At 32.5% G+C, this 17,800-nt stretch carries 18 protein-coding genes; 8 read left to right on the top strand and 10 right to left on the bottom strand.

The features are described from left to right. Positions 1-2: 2 nt before the first annotated feature. The 8 genes from FN795_RS04560 to FN795_RS04525 form a co-directional block, all read right to left on the bottom strand. The gene (locus tag FN795_RS04560; RefSeq protein WP_142449569.1) at positions 3-737 is read right to left on the bottom strand and encodes an ankyrin repeat domain-containing protein; all 735 of its coding nucleotides are present in this window, start codon (positions 735-737) and stop codon (positions 3-5) included. 161 nt (positions 738-898) lie between these two features. Beyond that, positions 899-1,600 (bottom strand): hypothetical protein, encoded by a 702-nt coding sequence (locus FN795_RS04555; protein ID WP_142449568.1) that lies wholly within the window; start codon positions 1,598-1,600, stop codon positions 899-901. 190 nt (positions 1,601-1,790) lie between these two features. Beyond that, positions 1,791-2,180 (bottom strand): hypothetical protein, encoded by a 390-nt coding sequence (locus FN795_RS04550; RefSeq protein ID WP_142449567.1) that lies wholly within the window; start codon positions 2,178-2,180, stop codon positions 1,791-1,793. A gap of 146 nt (positions 2,181-2,326) precedes the next feature. Next, positions 2,327-2,983 (bottom strand): hypothetical protein, encoded by a 657-nt coding sequence (locus FN795_RS04545; protein WP_142449566.1) that lies wholly within the window; start codon positions 2,981-2,983, stop codon positions 2,327-2,329. A 322-nt stretch (positions 2,984-3,305) separates the two neighbouring features. Beyond that, positions 3,306-4,079 (bottom strand): carboxypeptidase-like regulatory domain-containing protein, encoded by a 774-nt coding sequence (locus tag FN795_RS04540; protein WP_035648807.1) that lies wholly within the window; start codon positions 4,077-4,079, stop codon positions 3,306-3,308. A gap of 208 nt (positions 4,080-4,287) precedes the next feature. Next, positions 4,288-6,192, bottom strand: a complete 1,905-nt coding sequence (locus FN795_RS04535) for a DEAD/DEAH box helicase (RefSeq protein WP_142449565.1) — start codon at positions 6,190-6,192, stop codon at positions 4,288-4,290. A 194-nt stretch (positions 6,193-6,386) separates the two neighbouring features. Beyond that, positions 6,387-6,965, bottom strand: a complete 579-nt coding sequence (locus FN795_RS04530; RefSeq protein WP_142449564.1) for a non-canonical purine NTP diphosphatase — start codon at positions 6,963-6,965, stop codon at positions 6,387-6,389. Between the two features lie 12 nt (positions 6,966-6,977). Next, positions 6,978-7,334 (bottom strand): ribosomal maturation YjgA family protein, encoded by a 357-nt coding sequence (locus FN795_RS04525; RefSeq protein ID WP_142449563.1) that lies wholly within the window; start codon positions 7,332-7,334, stop codon positions 6,978-6,980. 123 nt (positions 7,335-7,457) lie between these two features. On the opposite strand from FN795_RS04525, the gene FN795_RS04520 reads away from it, so the two are divergent. The 3 genes from FN795_RS04520 to FN795_RS04510 all read left to right on the top strand — a co-directional run bounded on the left by FN795_RS04520 (position 7,458) and on the right by FN795_RS04510 (position 9,696). Further along, complete coding sequence (locus FN795_RS04520) at positions 7,458-8,636, top strand: glycoside hydrolase family 88 protein (RefSeq protein ID WP_142449562.1); 1,179 nt, start codon at positions 7,458-7,460, stop codon at positions 8,634-8,636. 10 nt (positions 8,637-8,646) lie between these two features. Then, positions 8,647-9,048: a hypothetical protein gene (locus FN795_RS04515; RefSeq protein WP_035648801.1), complete on the top strand. Its 402-nt coding sequence runs from the start codon at positions 8,647-8,649 to the stop codon at positions 9,046-9,048. A gap of 210 nt (positions 9,049-9,258) precedes the next feature. Next, complete coding sequence (locus tag FN795_RS04510) at positions 9,259-9,696, top strand: hypothetical protein (protein ID WP_035648799.1); 438 nt, start codon at positions 9,259-9,261, stop codon at positions 9,694-9,696. Between the two features lie 78 nt (positions 9,697-9,774). On the opposite strand, the gene FN795_RS04505 is transcribed toward FN795_RS04510, so the two are convergent. Together FN795_RS04505 and FN795_RS04500 are read right to left on the bottom strand one after the other, a co-directional pair. After that, positions 9,775-11,289, bottom strand: a complete 1,515-nt coding sequence (locus FN795_RS04505; RefSeq protein ID WP_142449561.1) for an FMN-binding glutamate synthase family protein — start codon at positions 11,287-11,289, stop codon at positions 9,775-9,777. A gap of 37 nt (positions 11,290-11,326) precedes the next feature. After that, entirely contained in the window at positions 11,327-12,106 is a 780-nt protein-coding gene (locus FN795_RS04500) for an NYN domain-containing protein (protein WP_142449560.1), read from the bottom strand. 200 nt (positions 12,107-12,306) lie between these two features. On the opposite strand from FN795_RS04500, the gene FN795_RS04495 reads away from it, so the two are divergent. The 5 genes from FN795_RS04495 (at position 12,307) to FN795_RS04475 (ending at position 17,729) form a co-directional block, all read left to right on the top strand. Then, a complete protein-coding gene (locus FN795_RS04495; RefSeq protein ID WP_035648793.1) occupies positions 12,307-12,753 on the top strand; it encodes an RrF2 family transcriptional regulator in 447 nt (148 codons plus the stop codon). Between the two features lie 45 nt (positions 12,754-12,798). After that, positions 12,799-13,326 carry a plastocyanin/azurin family copper-binding protein gene (locus FN795_RS04490; RefSeq protein ID WP_142449559.1) on the top strand — a complete coding sequence of 176 codons (528 nt, stop codon included), beginning with the start codon at positions 12,799-12,801 and terminating at the stop codon, positions 13,324-13,326. A gap of 90 nt (positions 13,327-13,416) precedes the next feature. Further along, the gene (locus tag FN795_RS04485; protein ID WP_142449558.1) at positions 13,417-15,651 is read left to right on the top strand and encodes a nitric-oxide reductase large subunit; all 2,235 of its coding nucleotides are present in this window, start codon (positions 13,417-13,419) and stop codon (positions 15,649-15,651) included. 23 nt (positions 15,652-15,674) lie between these two features. Next, the gene (gene ric, locus FN795_RS04480) at positions 15,675-16,406 is read left to right on the top strand and encodes an iron-sulfur cluster repair di-iron protein (protein WP_142449557.1); all 732 of its coding nucleotides are present in this window, start codon (positions 15,675-15,677) and stop codon (positions 16,404-16,406) included. Positions 16,407-16,523: 117 nt separating this feature from the next. Beyond that, positions 16,524-17,729 (top strand): hypothetical protein, encoded by a 1,206-nt coding sequence (locus FN795_RS04475; RefSeq protein WP_142449556.1) that lies wholly within the window; start codon positions 16,524-16,526, stop codon positions 17,727-17,729. The last annotated feature ends 71 nt before the right edge of the window (positions 17,730-17,800 follow it).

Below are 17,800 nucleotides of genomic sequence, written 5' to 3'. Positions count from 1 at the left end.
TATTATTGATTTAGTATTTCATAAATTTCAGTATGGTTAAATTTTTTAGAATAGAATAAAGCATCATTACTGAAACTGTCTTTAATTTCTTTTTTTGCACCTTTTTCCAATAAAAATTTCACTACCTCTGCATGTCCTTGTATTGAAGCTCTCATTAATGCAGTTTCCCCATAAGTATTTTGATGATTAATATCATCTGTTTTTTGAAGTGTTTTTTTTACTAATTCAATATCTCCAAAATTAGAAGCCATAATTAATCCATTCAAGCCAATTGCATTTTTGTTTGTATTTAGATCGATTCCTCTATCAACTAATAACAGAGCTACTTTATTTTGTTGAGCAGAACAAGCTTCCATAAAAGCATTTTCGCCTCCTTTCAAATACAAATTCATATTTGCATTGTTATCTAGCAGTAATTTAACAGCCTCAAAACTTCCACTTTTAGATGCATATATTAGAGCTGTCCATCCTGATTGTGTCTGTTTGTCAATCTCTGCTTTATACTTGATAAGTAAGTTGATGATTTCTGTTCGGTTGTATAAAGAAGCTGTCATAATTGGTGTAACTCCTGAATTTATTTCACAATCGACATTAAAATTATTTTCGAGATGATAGTTTACTTCAGAAATATTATTACTAGCAACTAATTGATGAAATTCTTCATTTGAAATAGGTTTGTATTTACAGCCAAAAAGAGATAAAAACATAATAAAAAGGAGTATGATTTTTTTGTTCATATAATGGAGCTAACATTTAGGTGCTGCATTGTGTTTGGGACTAAATTAAGTTCTATTTTCGGATTTGCCAAATAATCCCAAATACAAAACTAACTTTCCATTAATCCATTTGCCTAAATCCGTTGTAGTAGCTATTTGGCGTAGTGTTTTCGGCATTATGTTTATTCTAACTCAGTTTTCTTTATTATGTGAATTCCGCCAATACTATATGCAACATCAATAGGAATGGGTTTATCTTTCAGTTGAAAATTTCCGTTTTTAAAAGGAGTAATTCTTTCGTCGATTAGAAAAAAGTAATCTTCTTTGTTTGTCAATATGTCTAAATTGTCATCTGTTAGTTCTATGGGTTCAACATATTCAACCATCCCAAGTTTATTTAATTCAGGAATCGTTATTTTTTGACCATTTATTTCGCAAACGCATTTCTCTCCAAGTCCTGGCATTCCAAACCAAGGCATTGCTTGTGCAGTTTGTAATGAAATGTTTGAAGTATTGCCAACAAAAAGAAAGTTTTTAATTTTAAAAGTTTCAAATACGGGAGGCAATGATTTTTTAGGAAACGGTTCTTCGGCTTTCCAAAAGAACATAACTTTATTTAGCCATTCTTGATCGTTTAGGTCCGTACAAACTAAATTTTCAGTCCAATAGTGCATATATAGTTGGCTTGCTCGAAGTAAAATTGTTGATTTGTCAACACTTTCTCTTTGTTTTTCGGTTAATTGTCTAATGACTTTATATCCATAATTATCTCCAGTCGAAATAAATTTGTCGCCTTTTTCTAATTGAATAGTTTCAGTTTCTGCTAAATTTTGCGAATTGTCTTCTGTTTGTTTCTTTCCAAAAAGATTGTCTAAAAATCCCATATTATATTTTGTTGTAAAATGTCTTATTTTCTCAGTAGTTCTGTAGTGTTATGCCCAACGTTCTTGAACTACAGTGTATTTTAGACTAAATTAAGGCCATTATTTGGATTTGTCAAATCATCCCAAATATTAAACCAAATTTCCATTAAGCCAATTGTCTAAATCTGTTGTAGTAGCGGTTGGCAATAGTTCATCTTTTAACTCGTGTACTTTCTAGTATTCTTCCATTTTCCAAGTCCTTCAATTCAAGTTTGTTGTCGGTAAGTTTCTCTATTTGAAATTTCTTTTTGATTTTTTTATCAAGGATAATTTCCAAGGTATTCTCGATCGTATCTAATTTATAACTCATTCTGATGGTTCCTTTCTGTTTGTTTTTTTTTCGTCTATCAGTTATATATATTTCGCTGATAATAGAACCATTTTTGAAATAAGTAGTTTTGTCTGTAACATTTTCATCTGGAGAATTAGAAGCATTTACCATTATCCAAGTCCCTAATATTTTATCTTTTTGAATCTGTAATTTTGAGCATTCTAGGAATAAAAGTGAAACAATTAATAATATAGTTACTTTCATCTTCATACGATTGTTATTTGAATTATTGCCAACGTTCTAGTACTACAGCGTGTTTGGGACTAAATTAAGCCCATTATTCGAATTTTTAAAATCATCCCAAATGCAAGATCAACTTTCTATTAAGACAAGCGCAAAATTTTTTGTAGTAGCTCTTAGGCTATGTGTTTCTTTTTTCGGTTTCTAAATAATAAAAAAATAATTCCACCAACTATTACTGTGTAAAAAAATAAGGAACCTATAAGTTCACCCCATTTAGTTGCTCTTTTGCTATTTTCGTAGTGATTAAATTGATTATTAATATTTAATCCCTTTTGGAATTTAATTGATGAAATTATTTTCTCTTTTTGAATTTTAAAATTTTTATCCTCATTGATAGAATGAATGAAAGAAAAGGTATATGTATAATTATCTAAGAATAAAATATAATTTTCGTATAATTTTTGTTCATCATTTATTGATACTTCGGTATTAAGATTTAAAATTTTCAATCCTTCAATATTAATAATATCTTTTTTTAATATTTTACCTTTAAGACTTTCATAAAATCCTTTTTGTGCGCCTTCATAAAATTTCAGTAAATCTTCTTCACTTTCAATGGTAACTATAGTATCTTTTTGAATAGTTTTTGTTATTATAACTACATTATCTCCTAAAAATCCTTGGATTGTCTTTAATTGCAAAGTATCGGATACTTCCAAGTTTTGAGGCATCCTTAGAGAAATATTTTTATCTATCTGGTAATTCTCTAAACCCTGAGCAAAATTATTTGATATAAAAAGAAGTGAGAATAATAAAAATACTTGTTTCATAATTTATTGTTTTTTTTTGGATGTCTGCCAGTTTTTATATAAGTCTCATGAAACCAGACTTATTATCCTTAAATAGGATGGCTTTGTCTTATAAGTGTCAGTTTTTATTTATTTTATAAAATTCAAATATAGAATATTTGTCTAATAAACAATCTTATGAATTTTCAATTTATTAAATACTTTTCGTGCTAATTTTTATGAGTTTTCATAGTTTTACTACATGACTAAAAGTAAAAATCCCTGACCGTTTTAACAATCAGGGATTATTTGTATATAGTTCAGTTATTAATATTACTGAAAACTGTGACTGCGACTGAAGACTTTAATTACGCTTCAACACTTTATACTGTTCATAACAACCACTAATAGCATCAAGAATCTGCAAGTCATTTGCTTGCTGAACAAACGATTCTGAGTAGTTGCAACGCTGTAAAATCTCCGGAATTTCTTCTTTTGTGATTCCTAAAAGCAAAGCAAGAGTTTCTCTGTCGTATTTTGTTTCAAGAAGATTTCTGATGGTATCATCTTTCTTCATGTCTTTAAGTTTCTTGAGCTCTTTTCCATTTTTTCCAAAGAAATTATAGAGCATATCGGCTGGATTGAAAATCGAACCTAATACTTTTCCAAATGCATTTGGAGCATATTCACCAGCTTCATAACCTTGAGTAAGCCCAGAAATACTGTAACGATAATTTTCCTTGGTCGGAATTAATTTTGAGTCGATTTCAAGGTACCCAGTCAAGCTGAAAGGAGCAATAACAACTTCTTCAAGTGCAATTGCTTTTTCAGTAAGCTGAATTCTTGTGATTTTGTTTTTTATCCAGTCATTGGTAACTCTGATACGTAAAGATTGGAATCCTAGAAGAGAGAATTGCAGTGTGTCATTTTGTTGCACATCAATTTCAAAATAACCTTTAGCGTCAGACTTTGCGCCTAATACTTTGTTTTTGTTGATGATATTTACGTTTGGAAGAGGTTGTTTGCTATTATCATTAAAGATATAACCTGAAACTCTTTGTGGAGTTGTTGATTCTGTTTCTTGGGCAAAACCAATACTCGTAAGTAATACAAAAAAGAAAACTGCGAAATATTTCATATCCTGATTTAAAGCACTAAAAGTAGTAAATCGGGATTAAATATTTTGTAGTCTTGGAATATAATTATAAGAAAATTAACAAAGCAAAAAAGTCTTGCTTTAGTATTTAACTAAAAAGAGGCAAGGAGAAAGGTTTTTGGTATAAAAAAATCCCAAATTCCAATTATGTCTGGAATTTGGGATTTTATATTTATAAGATATTAAATAATTAATCTCTTCTTGGTCTTCTTGGTCTTGATGAATCACCAAAGCTTTCAGAACGTCTTGGAGCTCTGTCTGAACCACCTTCATTTCTTCTGAAACCACCTTCTCTTGGAGCAGAATTTCTTTCACCTCTGAATCCTCCGCCAGAACCTTCACGTCTTGGAGCAGAATTTCTGTCACCTCTGAAGCCACCTCCAGAACCTTCGCGTCTTGGAGCAAAGTTTCCTTCTCTTCTTGGTCCGCCAGAATTTCTTCCACCACCACGGTTGTTGTGATCGCGTCTTCCGCCACCATCATTTTTAGAAATTTCAACATTAATACGACGTCCTTCTAATTGAACGTTGTTTAAGATTTCCATTACTTTATCAGTATGTTCAGGATCAGTGTTAAAGAAAGAGAATCCTTCTTTTACATCCACTTTGAAAACGTCATCACGACCTAAGTCTAATGTTTCTTTCAAATAATCTTTAAGAGACATCCAATCGAAATTGTCTCTTGAGCCGATATTTACAAAATAACGAACTGCTCCATTATTATTGAATTCTCTTGGCTCAGAATCATTTCTTTCGCGTCTTTCTCCTGAAGATTGAGCAGAAATATCTCTGTTCTTTTTGTAGTAAGCAATAAAACGGTTAAATTCTACTGAAACCATTTTCTTAATCAATTCTTCTTTAGATAAATCTTCAAGAACATTGTTGATTGCTGGCAAGTAGTTGTCAATTTCGTGATCAACTTCAGTATCTTTAATTTTGTTTGCTAAGTGCAATAATTGAATTTCGCAGATTTCGATTCCAGATGGAATAGTTTTTTCTTCGAATTTTTGTTTGATGATTCTTTCGATAGAAGAAATTTTACGCAACTCACTTTTTGTAACGATAACAATAGAAGTTCCTAATTTTCCAGCTCTACCAGTACGTCCAGAACGGTGGTTGTACGTTTCGATTTCATCAGGTAATTGGTAGTTTACAACGTGTGTTACGTTGTCAACGTCAATACCACGTGCAGCAACGTCAGTAGCAACAAGCATCTGAATTTGTCTTCCACGGAAAGATTTCATTACCCCATCACGTTGTGCCTGAGATAAATCTCCGTGTAACGCAGCAGCACTATATCCATCTTCAATTAATTTTTCAGCAATAGCCTGAGTGTCTCTTTTTGTACGACAGAAAACTACAGAGAAAATATCTGGATTAGCATCAGCTAAACGTTTTAAAGCTTCGTAACGATCACGTGCATTTACTAAATAAAATTCGTGAGAAACTGTAGATGAACCTGAATTTTTAGTTCCAACAGTAATTTCAACTGGTTCGCTCATGAATTGTTTTGCAATTCTTGCAACCTCTTGTGGCATAGTTGCAGAGAACAACCATGTGCTTTTTTGATCCGGAGTATCTGATAAAATCGATACGATGTCTTCATAGAATCCCATGTTCAACATCTCATCTGCCTCATCAAGAATACAGTAATCTATATTTTTAATGTTAACCAAACCTCTGTTGATCATGTCTTGCATTCTTCCTGGAGTTGCCACAATAATTTGTGCTCCTCTTTTAATCTCTCTAGCTTGCTCTGTAATACTAGCCCCGCCGTAAACTGCTACCACATTAATACCTTTTTCGTATTTTGAGTAGTTTTTAAGTTCGTTGGTAATCTGTAAACAAAGTTCTCGTGTTGGCGATAAAACTAATGCCTGTGTATTTCTGTTGTCAGCATCAATTTTTTGAATTAGCGGAAAACCGAAAGCTGCCGTTTTCCCTGTCCCTGTCTGAGCCAACGCAACCATATCTGTGTCTTTTTCCAATAATAGGGGAATCGCCTTTTCCTGTACCTCTGACGGATTTTCAAATCCTAGATCTAAAATCGCCTTCAGTAACGATTCATTCAATCCTAATTGTTCAAATTTGTTCATATGTATTTTTAAAATAGGGTGCAAAATTACTGTTAATTATTCAGATAAACTAATGCATTTTTAAGATTTATGGATTTGTTATGATTTGATTATCAAAAAGTTATGTTTGAAGTAAAATCATTTTCCAAAAGAAATCAAAAAAAATACGTCGTGAAATATCAATTTTACTCAATAAAATGTTGTATTTTAAACAATTATTTTGTTGAGTTCAGAAAATCAATTAGTTGTTCTATTGCTTTTGCGCGATGGCTTATTTTATTTTTGATTTCTGAAGATAATTCAGCAAAAGTCTCTGAATAATTTTCCGGCTGAAATATCGGATCATATCCAAAACCTTGATTTCCAGTTTTATTTAAAGTAATAGTTCCTTTGGCTAAACCTGTAAATAGATGTTGTTTTCCATCTAAATTTAAAGCAATAACGGTCTTAAACTGAGCGCTTCGATTTTCTTTATTTTTTAAAGCTTCCAAAAGCTTATTCATATTATCGTCAGCATTTTTTTGTTCGCCCGCATATCGTGCTGAATAAACTCCGGGTTCTCCATTTAGGGCTTTAACTTCTAATCCTGTATCATCAGCAAAACAGTCATAACCGTATTTTTCAGTTACGTAGTTTGCTTTTAAAATAGCATTGCCTTCAATTGTATCTGCTGTTTCTGGAATTTCTTCATGACAGCCAATATCTTCTAAACTTAATAATTGTATAGAACCGTTTAGTATGCTTTGAATTTCTTTGATTTTATTTTTATTGTTTGATGCGAAAACGAGTTTCATATATAGTATTTTTTAAATAGTTTTTTCGATTAAAAAAATGAATAGTATTCCGAATGTATAAGCTAAAATATCTGACCATAAAAAGCCCTGGCCTAAAACATATCGGCCAAAAAGTGTTTTTCTGAGTTCAATAATCCATTGTGCTTGATAAAGCTGTAAAAATTCAATTGCGTAACAAATCAATAAAGAAAGAAGTGCAATTTGAAAGATTTTTTTATTAATCAATATAATTCGTACAAGAACATAAATCATTACAGCATATAGAAAATCACCAATCCATAAAGGTACAAAGGAAATTTTTCTTGAAATGATCCCGAGAAAAATAATCGACAAGAATAAAATGAAATATTGAAACCGGGATTTTTTCAAACGTAAATTTTTGTTGGTAGTATTAGTCCTTTATTGGGTAAACAAAAATACAAAGATTCGTATAGGTTTACTTTATTTTATAAATTTATCGATTCAAAAAACTATTTATTTAAAAATAACCACATGAATGTAAAATTTTTCGCTTTGATTTCAGCTTTGTTTTTGCTTGGAAATCAGAGTTATGCTCAAAAAGACAATTCGTTTAATATTAAAAATCAGTTAAATTATTGCGCTGAACAGGCTTCAAAAACATTAAAAGTGATTCCGAATGACGGAAGTTCGCCAAGAACAGTTCCGAATGGAAGCAATGAATGGAAATTTGTTGGTTATAAAGATTGGACGAGCGGATTTTGGCCAGGAGAATTGTGGTATTTATACGAAGCAACTCGTGATAAAAAATGGGAAAAAGAAGCCGATAAATTCAGCCGATTTTTAACACCTTTATCTGTGAGTAAAGCCGGAGATCATGATTTAGGTTTTCAGGTTTTCAATAGTTTTGGAAACGGATATCGTTTGACAAAAAACAAAGAATACAAAGAAATTATTCTAAAAACAGCAGATACATTAGCAACGCTTTTTAATCCGAAAGTAGGAACAATTCAGTCTTGGCCTCACAATAAAATGGGCGGTCATAATACTATTATTGACAACATGATGAATTTAGAAATGCTTTTCTGGGCTTCTAAAAACGGAGGAAGTAAAAAATTGTATGATATTGCTTTGAAACATGCCGAAACAACAATGAATAATCATTTTAGACCAGATTATACTTCTTACCATGTTGTAATTTATGATTATGAAACAGGAAAAAAGATAAAAGGAAGAACGGCTCAGGGATACAGTGACGACAGTATGTGGGCGAGAGGTCAGGCATGGGGAATTTATGGATTTACAATGGTTTACAGAGAAACAAAAGATCCTAAATTTTTAGATTTTGCACATAAAATAACCCGAGTTTATTTGGACAAATTAACAACAGAAGATTTGATTCCGTATTGGGATTTTAACGCGCCAGATATTCCAAATGCACCAAGAGATGCTTCAGCGGCAGCGATTGTGTCTTCAGCACTTTTAGAATTGAGTTCTTATACAAAAGATAAAAATCTGAAAAAAGAATATCTGACAAAAGCTAAAAAAATGATTGTTTCGCTTTCAGATAATTACCAAAGTCATGATATTAATTCTGCATTTTTGCTTCATTCAACAGGTCATAAACCAGCGGGAAGCGAAATTGATTGTTCTATTAATTACGCAGATTATTACTATCTTGAAGCGCTTTTAAGACTTCAAAAAATAAAATAATTAAAAAACTATGAAAAGAATAAGCCAAATTTTATCGGCAATTATAATTGTATTGATGTTGGTGAGCTGCAAAAATGCCAAACAAAAATTGCAAGAATACGTTGCAGCATATAATGCAGCTGCGCCAAGTTTTAAGGCAGATAATGTTACGTTGACAACTGCAAGAGGTTATATTAATGATGATAAAATTGAATTGCGATTTGAGACTGGTTTGGAACAAAATAAAGCAAATATGATGGCCGGAGATATGGCGTTTTCAAAACTATTAAAGGAAATGATAAATAAAAATCAAATCCCAAAAGATTTAGTTGAAGAAGGAATTCGGTTTGATGCTTATTTTTTGGCTAATGACAATACAGTACTTTCAAAAAAGATTATCGACAAAGAATCTATTTCGGAAATATTAAAATAAAGAAATTCCCAATATATTAGGCATTTCAAAATAATCAAGAACCTCTTTATGTTTTTAAAGAGGTTTTTTTATTTAATGTATTTAGTCTTATTTGACCGCAGTGTATTTGTAATCAAATAATTACTAATTTTATTTTTTCGTTCTAATGTTGTTTTTGTGTTGGAAGTTTGTTATGTTTGAGTTAAAAAATAACCAAAAACCTAAAAAATTATGAAAAAAATTACCCAAATCGCATTTGCATTTATTTTAATTTTAGTATTGGCCAGCTGTAAAAACACGAAGCAAAAAATTCAGGAGCACGTTAGCAATTACAATACGACAGCTTCTATAAAAGGAGGAAATGTTGTATCGACAAGTGCAAAAGCATTTTTAAATGATAATAAAATTGAAATTAGAATTGAAACAGATTTAGAAGGGACTGAAGAAAATAGATTAGCCTATCAGCAGACTTTCCCAAGTTTGCTTGCAGAAATGATTAAAAATGATCAAATCTCTAAAGAGTTAATTGAAGAAGGAGTAAAGTTCGATGTATATTTTATCTCTTATAATAATGTCATTCTGGCAAAACAATTAGTTGATAAAGAAGAGTTAGCAACTATAGAAGGTTCTGAAGGTGCTGGAAACGGAAAAGAAACTGCAAAACTTTAATGCCTGGAAAATAAAATTACTTTTAAAAATTGATAAAATTTAAAAAGCCTCTCTGATTATTCAAAGAGGCTTTTTAATTTAATTTCGTTTAGTAACGTTGGTTAAATTATCTGGAAAATATAATTCTGAAAGATTCGTAAATTCATCACCTCGCATAAATATATTAATGTCAACATCAGCAAAAGAAGTTTTTCCGGCTGCAGCCAAAAGTTCGTTTGCCGAATGAAGTGTGTTTTTATGAAAATGATATACACGTTCTGACTTATCGGTAACAACCAAACCTTTCATCAACATTTTGTTTTGTGTTGCAACTCCTGTTGGACATTCGTTATTATGACAACGTAGCGCCTGAATACAGCCTAAAGAGAACATAAAGCCTCGTGCGCTGTTGCACATATCAGCACCTAGAGCAATAGCATGTAAAATAGAATATCCAGAAATAATTTTTCCGCTTCCAATAATTCTGATTTTATCTCTGATGTTTAATCCAATTAGCGTTTTATTGACAAAAATCAAAGCAGGTTCAAACGGCATTCCAACGCCATCGGCAAATTCTAATGGCGCAGCGCCTGTTCCTCCTTCAGCTCCGTCAACGGTAATAAAGTCAGGATAAATATCCTCGGCAATCATTTCGTGGCAAATCGCTTCAAATTCTGCTGTATTTCCAATACATAATTTAAATCCGATTGGTTTTCCATTCGATAAATCACGTAATTTTTTTATGAAGTGAATTAAACCTTTCGAATCAGAAAAAGCATGATGACCAGGAGGAGAAAGAATCATGGTATGTGGCTGAACACCTCTTATTTTTGCAATCTGTTCGGTATTTTTTCTGGCTGGAAGAACACCTCCATGACCTGGTTTTGCACCTTGAGAAAGTTTGATTTCAATCATTTTTACATTTGGAAGATTGGCTTTTTCTGCAAAATTTTCCGGACTGAAATTCCCTTCTGCATCTCTGCATCCAAAATATCCTGTACCAATCTGCCAGGTAATGTCACCGCCACCAGCCAAGTGGAATTCGGTTAAACCTCCTTCACCGGTGTTTTGGTAAAAATTCCCTTTTTGCGCGCCAATATTTATAGCACGAACTGCATGCTCGCTCAAGGAACCAAAACTCATTGCTGATACATTAAATAAAGAAGCTGAATAAGGCTGTTTACAATCTTTTCCGCCAACTAATACACGAGGCAATTCTTCATTGACTTTTGCCGGAAAAATAGAATGTTTGATTCCTTCGTAGCTTTCTGTATTTAGATTTTGCTGCGTTCCAAATGGCGTGCTCGAATCTATATTTTTGGCTCTTTGATAGACTAAAGAACGTTGGTTTCTTGAGAAAGGTTTTCCATCTGTAGATCTTTCGATGAAATATTGTTGGATTTCCGGAGCAATCATTTCAAATAAATATCGGAAATAGCCCAAAACCGGAAAGTTTCTTAAAATAGCATGTTTTTCTTGTGATGCATTATAAACTCCAACGATTAGGAGTATCGGAAGAATGATAACAAGCAAAAATCCGCGTCCAGTGTAAAAATAAATTGCTACAACAATTAGAAACAATAAGAATCCGTAAATGAAGAATTTTTTTCTCATGTTTTTAAAAATTTAAATAGATAATAAATGCGATAATTTAGTTGAATCGTAAACGTACGTAGACGTGCTTGATTCCTTTTTTGTCTGATTCTCTTTCATCGATTTCAAGAAAATCTGTCAATGATTTCAGCATTGGCGTAAGCTTGGAATAACCATAATTTCTTGGGTCAAATTCTGGTTTTTTCTTTACAATCAAATTTCCAACGTCGCCTAAAAAAGCCCAGCCATCATCATCTTCTAAGTCTTCAATTGTGGTTTCGATCAATTCAATAGTTTGTTTGTCTACTTTATGTAAAGCTTTTTCTGCAGGTTTTTCAATTGGTTTTTTAGTATCTGCTACGGCTGTTTTAGGTTTTTTCTTCTGAGTTGCACCATCCAAAACTTCAATATAAATAAAACGGTCACAGGCAACAATAAAGGAATTTGGTGTTTTCTTTTCACCTATACCAATGACTTTCATGCCCGATTCTCTTAAACGAATTGCCAAACGTGTAAAATCACTGTCGCTGGAAACAATACAAAAACCATCTAATTTTCCGGAATACAGCAAATCCATTGCGTCAATTATCAAAGCAGAATCCGATGAATTTTTCCCAACCGTATAACTATATTGTTGAATAGGAGTAATGGCATGTTCGAGTAAAACGCCTTTCCAGCCATTTGCATTTGGTTTTGTCCAGTCGGCATAAATTCGTTTTGTAGTTGGTGTTCCTAGTTTTGCAATTTCTTCCATCATACCTTTTACATTGCTGTAGGGAACATTATCGGCGTCTATAAGAACAGCTAATTTTAAATCTTTTGAAGTGCTGAATGCCATTATTTTGATATTAGAAAATTAAGTATCTCAAAGTTAAAATTAAAATTTGTTTTTATATGATTTTAGTAGTGAATTAGTGTTTTTGGCCTACTTAATTATTTTGGTTATAAATAAGTTTGTCCGTTTGTAAAATTAATTAAAGATAAATTTGTCTTTTATTGCAAACCTGTATATCTTTGTATGGAATTAATAAAAGAGATATGTTTTCAAAAGCGTGTGAGTACGGAATTAGGGCTTCGATTTTTATTGCCACAAATTCTTCAAAAGGAATTAGGGTTGGAATAAAAGATGTTGCCAAAGAAATTGATTCGCCTGAACCTTTTACGGCCAAGATCATGCAGATTTTGACCAAAAACGGAATCATACATTCGGCCAAAGGAGTCGGAGGTGGTTTTGAAGTTTCTAATGAAGCTGTAAAAACAATTAAATTAATTCAGATCGTCGATGCAATTGACGGCGATAAAATTTACAGAGGCTGTGGAATTGGATTAAAAGAATGTTCTGAAGCACATCCGTGCCCAGTTCATTTCGAATTTAAGAAAATTAGAGGACTTCTTCACGAAATGCTTTCAAAAACAACTTTAGAACAACTTGCTTCCGGCGTAAAAAAAGGAGATTTTTTTCTCAAAACATTAAATTTAGAATAAATAGCAACTATTATAAAACGATTAACATTTAATTATTATCATAAAATGAATACAAAGACCAAAATTTCAATACTAATCCTGATGGGATTTTTTGCAGTTACTTCTTGCGGTAAAAAAGAAACACCACCCGCTGATCAAACAGAAACGACTGAACCATCTACAGAAGGAGAAAAAGCACCAGCAACACCAGCAGCTGAAGAAAATGTACTATTGATTGAAGGAAATGACCAGATGCAATATAATGTAAACGAACTAAAAGCCGTTGCTGGAAAACCAATTAAACTGACTTTGAAACATGTTGGAAAAATCCCAAAAGAAGCAATGGGACATAATTTAGTGATTTTGCAAGAAGGAACTGATCAGGCATCGTTTGCTTTAAAAGCAAACGATGCCAAAGCAACAGATTATATTCCGGAATCTGAAAAAGCTTCAATCATTGCTCACACTAAATTATTAGGTGGCGGAGAAGAAGATACAATCGAGTTTACAATTGATAAAAAAGGATCTTATCCATTCATTTGCTCTTTTCCAGGTCACGTAGCAATGATGAAAGGTGTATTAATTGTTGAGTAAATAACGAAGACTCCAAATGCTGAAAATAGGTTTGGAGTTTTTTTAAAAACTAATAAAGGATAAAATTATCTTTTATTGAATTAAAGTAAAATGAAAAGAGAAAAAAAATTATGGATTGTTTTTGCATTGGTAATGAGTGTTTCATTTGCAGTGCTGGGTTATTATGGTTATGAGATTTATCAGCAGGCGCCACCGATTCCAAAAGAAATTGTAACCGATTCTGGAAAGATTGTTTTTAGCGAAAGCGAAATTAAAGATGGACAAAATATCTGGCAGAGTATAGGCGGCCAGGAAGTGGGATCTATTTGGGGGCACGGCGCCTATGTGGCTCCAGACTGGACCGCAGATTGGCTGCATAGAGAAGCTGTATTTATACTAAATATTTATGCCCAAAAAGATTTTAATAAAAAGTATGATGAATTGGATGCCGAAAAACAATCGGCTTTGAAGGTTCGACTTCAGAAGGATTTAAGAACCAATCGTTATAATTCAGATACAGGTGTTCTTACCATTTCTGAAAACCGTTTGGCTGCGATCGAAAATTTAAGCGAATATTATAAAGGCCTTTTTACAAATGATCCGAAATTCGATAAACTGAGAGAAGAATATGCAATTCCGAAAAACTCGATTAAAAATGCTGAGAGAATGCATAAAATGAATGCCTTTTTCTTTTGGGCAACTTGGGCAACAGTTACGAATCGCCCAGATAATACTATTTCTTATACACACAACTGGCCGTCAGATGAATTGGTTGGAAACACTGCAACAACTGAACTTTTGGCTTGGTCTGGAGTAAGTATTATTTTATTGATTTTAAGTGTCGGGATTTTAGTTTTTTATCATGCAAAATCGGGTGAAGAAGAAGAATTTCCGCTTCCAAAAGAAGATCCAATTATTAAGCAGGGCAAAACAAAATCAATGGGATTGGTGACCAAATATTTCTGGGTTGTGAGTCTGCTGATGGTTTTACAAATGGTTTTCGGAATTATAACAGCGCATTATGGCGTTGAAGGAAATGGTTTGTACGGAATTCCGATTGATAAAATTCTTCCTTACGCTGTAACACGTACATGGCATACACAATTAGCTATTTTCTGGATTGCAACGGCTTGGCTGGCAACAGGATTATATATTGCGCCGGCAGTTTCGGGTAAAGATCCTAAATTTCAATGTTTTGGTATTAACTTCTTATTTGTGGCTTTACTGATTATTGTTTTAGGTTCAATGGCAGGCCAATGGTTTGGTGTCATGCAAAAACTGAATTTAGTTCAAAATTTCTGGTTCGGACATCAAGGTTACGAATATGTTGATTTAGGTCGTTTTTGGCAGATTTTCCTTTTAGTAGGTTTGTTTTTATGGTTGGCTTTAATGATTCGACCTTTACTTCCGGTTTTAAAGAAAAAAACAGAAGAGAAAAACTTAATCATTTTGTTCTTAATTTCTTGTACTGCAATTGCCATGTTCTACGGAGCAGGATTAATGTGGGGAAGACAAACCAATTTGGCCATTGCCGAATATTGGAGATGGTGGGTTGTTCACCTTTGGGTAGAAGGTTTCTTCGAAGTATTTGCAACCGTTGTGATCGCTTTCTTGTTTGTTCGTTTGGGATTATTGAAAACGAAAACTGCGACTTTAAATGTTCTTTTTGCAACAATTGTTTTCATGTCTGGAGGTATTTTAGGAACATTCCATCACATCTATTTCGCAGGAACACCAACTGCAATTATGGCGCTTGGAGCAACTTTCAGTGCCTTAGAAGTTGTGCCTTTAACCTTAATCGGATTTGAGGCTTATCAAAACTATAAAATCTCAAAATCAACACAATGGATTGCCGATTACAAATGGCCGATTTATTTTATGATTTCCGTAGCGTTTTGGAATTTCCTTGGAGCCGGAATCTTCGGATTCATTATTAATCCGCCAATTGCGCTTTACTACGTTCAAGGCTTAAATACGACACCTTTACACGGACATACTGCTTTATTTGGAGTTTACGGAATGCTTGGAATTGGTTTAGTATTATTCGTCTTGAGAAGTTTATACAGAAATGTAAACTGGAATAATAAACTGCTTAAAATCACTTTCTGGTCATTAAATATTGGATTATTTCTGATGGCAATTTTGAGTTTGCTTCCAATTGGAGTTTGGCAAGCCATTGAAAGTATTAATCACGGAATGTGGTATGCTCGTTCATCAGAATTAATGCAACAACCAGAAATGATTACGCTCAAATGGCTTCGTGCGATTGGAGATTCAATATTCGGAATCGGATTTATTACAATGGCTTGGTTTGTATTTGAACTCACATTAAAAAACAAAAAATAAAAACATATTTAAAATTGATTATCATGGAAAATTTAAAAAACAAAACAATAGGATCTTTCGTAGCAGAAGATTTTAGAACAGCTGCAGTTTTTTCAAAATACAAAATAGATTTTTGTTGCAAAGGAAATCGAACAGTAACTGAAGTTTGTGAAAAACAGAATATTGACGCTGATATTTTATTAGAAAATGTATTGCAGGTGGCACAATCAGAAAACAATGGAAGCATCGATTTTAATTCATGGCCTTTGGATTTATTGGCAGATTATATCGAAAAAACGCATCATCGTTATGTCGAAGAAAAAACAAATGTGTTGCTTCCGTTTTTAGACAAACTTTGCAAAGTGCACGGTGCCAATCATCCTGAATTGTTCAGAATTAATGAATTGTTTATTGGCTCTGCAGGTGAATTAGCACAGCATATGAAAAAAGAGGAATTGGTTTTATTTCCTTTTGTAAAACGAATGGTAAAAACTAAAGATTCTGATGGAATTTTATCTCAACCAGCTTTTGGAACTGTTTCAAATCCGATAGCGATGATGATGAATGAACACGACAATGAAGGCGAACGTTTTAGAGAAATTGCCGAATTGACTAATAATTATACTCCGCCAGTAGATGCCTGCACAACTTACAGAGTGACTTTTGCGATGTTAAAAGAGTTTGAAGCAGATTTGCATAAACACATTCATTTGGAAAATAATATTCTATTTCCAAAAGCAGTTGTTTTAGAAAAAGATTTTGTTGTAGTAGAATAAAGGTTGATTTAATAGTTCGAAAAACACCGATAACAATCTTTTTAACATGATAATTATCGGTGTTTTCTATTTCAAAAAATGGTTTTGTAATTATTCTATTTGTTTAAGAATCACACTATGAATTCTCAAAAAGCCTGGATTATTTGCTGTTTTTTTAATTTTCTGATTGCCTGTTTTTTCGGATTATTAATGCGGTTTATGTATCTGTTTCCTTTAGATTTTTTGAACTACAGTTTTTTGCTTCATGCGCATTCACATGTGGCGATGTTGGGCTGGGTTTATATGATTGTGTATGTTTTGATTGTTCTTTTTTTTATCCCAAAAGAAAAAAGCCAAAAACCAATTTATAACCGTCTATTTTGGCTGACAGAATTTTCGGTTGTCGGAATGATGATTGCTTTTCCAATTCAGGGATATGCTTTGTTCTCGATTGTTTTCTCAACTCTTCATATTTTACTGAGTTATGTTTTTTGCCGTTTGGTTTGGAAAGATTGTTCCAAAGATAAATCACCCTCACAAAGACTTTTACTGACTTCAATTCTGTTTATGATTTTATCAACTTGCGGAGTTTGGTGTTTAGGTCCCGCGGTGAGTACATTAGGAAAACAAAGTGCTTTTTATCAGATTGCGATTCAGTTTTTTCTTCATTTTCAATTTAATGGTTGGTTTATTTTGGCAATTTTAGCTTTGTTTTTAAAGCAGTTTCAAGATGAAATTGATGCGCTAAAGTTTAAGAAGTTTTACTTTTTAATCATTATTTCGGTATTATTAACGTTTGCTTTTCCAGTGCGATGGTTCATAGAAAATGACGTTTTGAGTTATATCAATATTTTTGGAGTTTTACTTCAATTAGGGGCTTTTATTTATTTCTATAAAATGCTAAAACCTCAAATTAATCATTTCAAAAGTACTTTGGACAAAACCACAAAAATCGTTTATGGGTTAGCCTTGTTTTCTCTGTTTTTGAAAGTTGGAATTCAATTGCTGACGATTTTTTCAAATTTGGCCGAAGTTTCGCATCAAATCAGAAATTTTGTAATCGGATTTATTCATTTAACGACTTTGGGAATTATCACAGGATTTTTGCTTGGAATTATGCTTCAGAATAAAATACTTTCTGTTAATTCTTTCTTATTAAAAATAGGAGTAAAGTGTTTTATTTTAGGATATATTTCGACTGAAGTTTTATTGTTTCTTCAAGGTGGACTTATCTTTTTAGGAGAAGAAAGTATTCCAGTATATTTCCAAAGTGTTCTGATATTCAGTATATTTCTGGTTTTAGGGCTTATTTTAATTATGGCATCTATCATAAATAAAAAATAAGAACTGTCTATTGTTTAAAATTTGCTTTTTATTATGATGAATATGATGCTTAAAGAGCAAGTATCTCACTA

Source organism: Flavobacterium resistens, from assembly GCF_900182645.1.
Lineage (GTDB): Bacteria > Bacteroidota > Bacteroidia > Flavobacteriales > Flavobacteriaceae > Flavobacterium > Flavobacterium resistens.
The sequence above is the reverse complement of the archived record's forward strand: the minus strand, read 5'-3'. Positions and strand labels throughout refer to the sequence as shown.

Coding starts and splice junctions, on each gene's coding strand:
- FN795_RS04520 (WP_142449562.1), top strand. CDS start 7,458: ATGAATGTAAAATTTTTCGCTTTGATTTCAGCTTTGTTTTTGCTTGGA.
- FN795_RS04490 (WP_142449559.1), top strand. CDS start 12,799: ATGAATACAAAGACCAAAATTTCAATACTAATCCTGATGGGATTTTTT.
- FN795_RS04510 (WP_035648799.1), top strand. CDS start 9,259: ATGAAAAAAATTACCCAAATCGCATTTGCATTTATTTTAATTTTAGTA.
- FN795_RS04475 (WP_142449556.1), top strand. CDS start 16,524: ATGAATTCTCAAAAAGCCTGGATTATTTGCTGTTTTTTTAATTTTCTG.
- FN795_RS04555 (WP_142449568.1), bottom strand. CDS start 1,600: ATGGGATTTTTAGACAATCTTTTTGGAAAGAAACAAACAGAAGACAAT.
- FN795_RS04540 (WP_035648807.1), bottom strand. CDS start 4,079: ATGAAATATTTCGCAGTTTTCTTTTTTGTATTACTTACGAGTATTGGT.
- FN795_RS04535 (WP_142449565.1), bottom strand. CDS start 6,192: ATGAACAAATTTGAACAATTAGGATTGAATGAATCGTTACTGAAGGCG.
- FN795_RS04560 (WP_142449569.1), bottom strand. CDS start 737: ATGAACAAAAAAATCATACTCCTTTTTATTATGTTTTTATCTCTTTTT.
- FN795_RS04495 (WP_035648793.1), top strand. CDS start 12,307: ATGTTTTCAAAAGCGTGTGAGTACGGAATTAGGGCTTCGATTTTTATT.
- FN795_RS04505 (WP_142449561.1), bottom strand. CDS start 11,289: ATGAGAAAAAAATTCTTCATTTACGGATTCTTATTGTTTCTAATTGTT.
- FN795_RS04485 (WP_142449558.1), top strand. CDS start 13,417: ATGAAAAGAGAAAAAAAATTATGGATTGTTTTTGCATTGGTAATGAGT.
- FN795_RS04515 (WP_035648801.1), top strand. CDS start 8,647: ATGAAAAGAATAAGCCAAATTTTATCGGCAATTATAATTGTATTGATG.
- FN795_RS04545 (WP_142449566.1), bottom strand. CDS start 2,983: ATGAAACAAGTATTTTTATTATTCTCACTTCTTTTTATATCAAATAAT.
- FN795_RS04530 (WP_142449564.1), bottom strand. CDS start 6,965: ATGAAACTCGTTTTCGCATCAAACAATAAAAATAAAATCAAAGAAATT.
- FN795_RS04550 (WP_142449567.1), bottom strand. CDS start 2,180: ATGAAGATGAAAGTAACTATATTATTAATTGTTTCACTTTTATTCCTA.
- ric (WP_142449557.1), top strand. CDS start 15,675: ATGGAAAATTTAAAAAACAAAACAATAGGATCTTTCGTAGCAGAAGAT.
- FN795_RS04500 (WP_142449560.1), bottom strand. CDS start 12,106: ATGGCATTCAGCACTTCAAAAGATTTAAAATTAGCTGTTCTTATAGAC.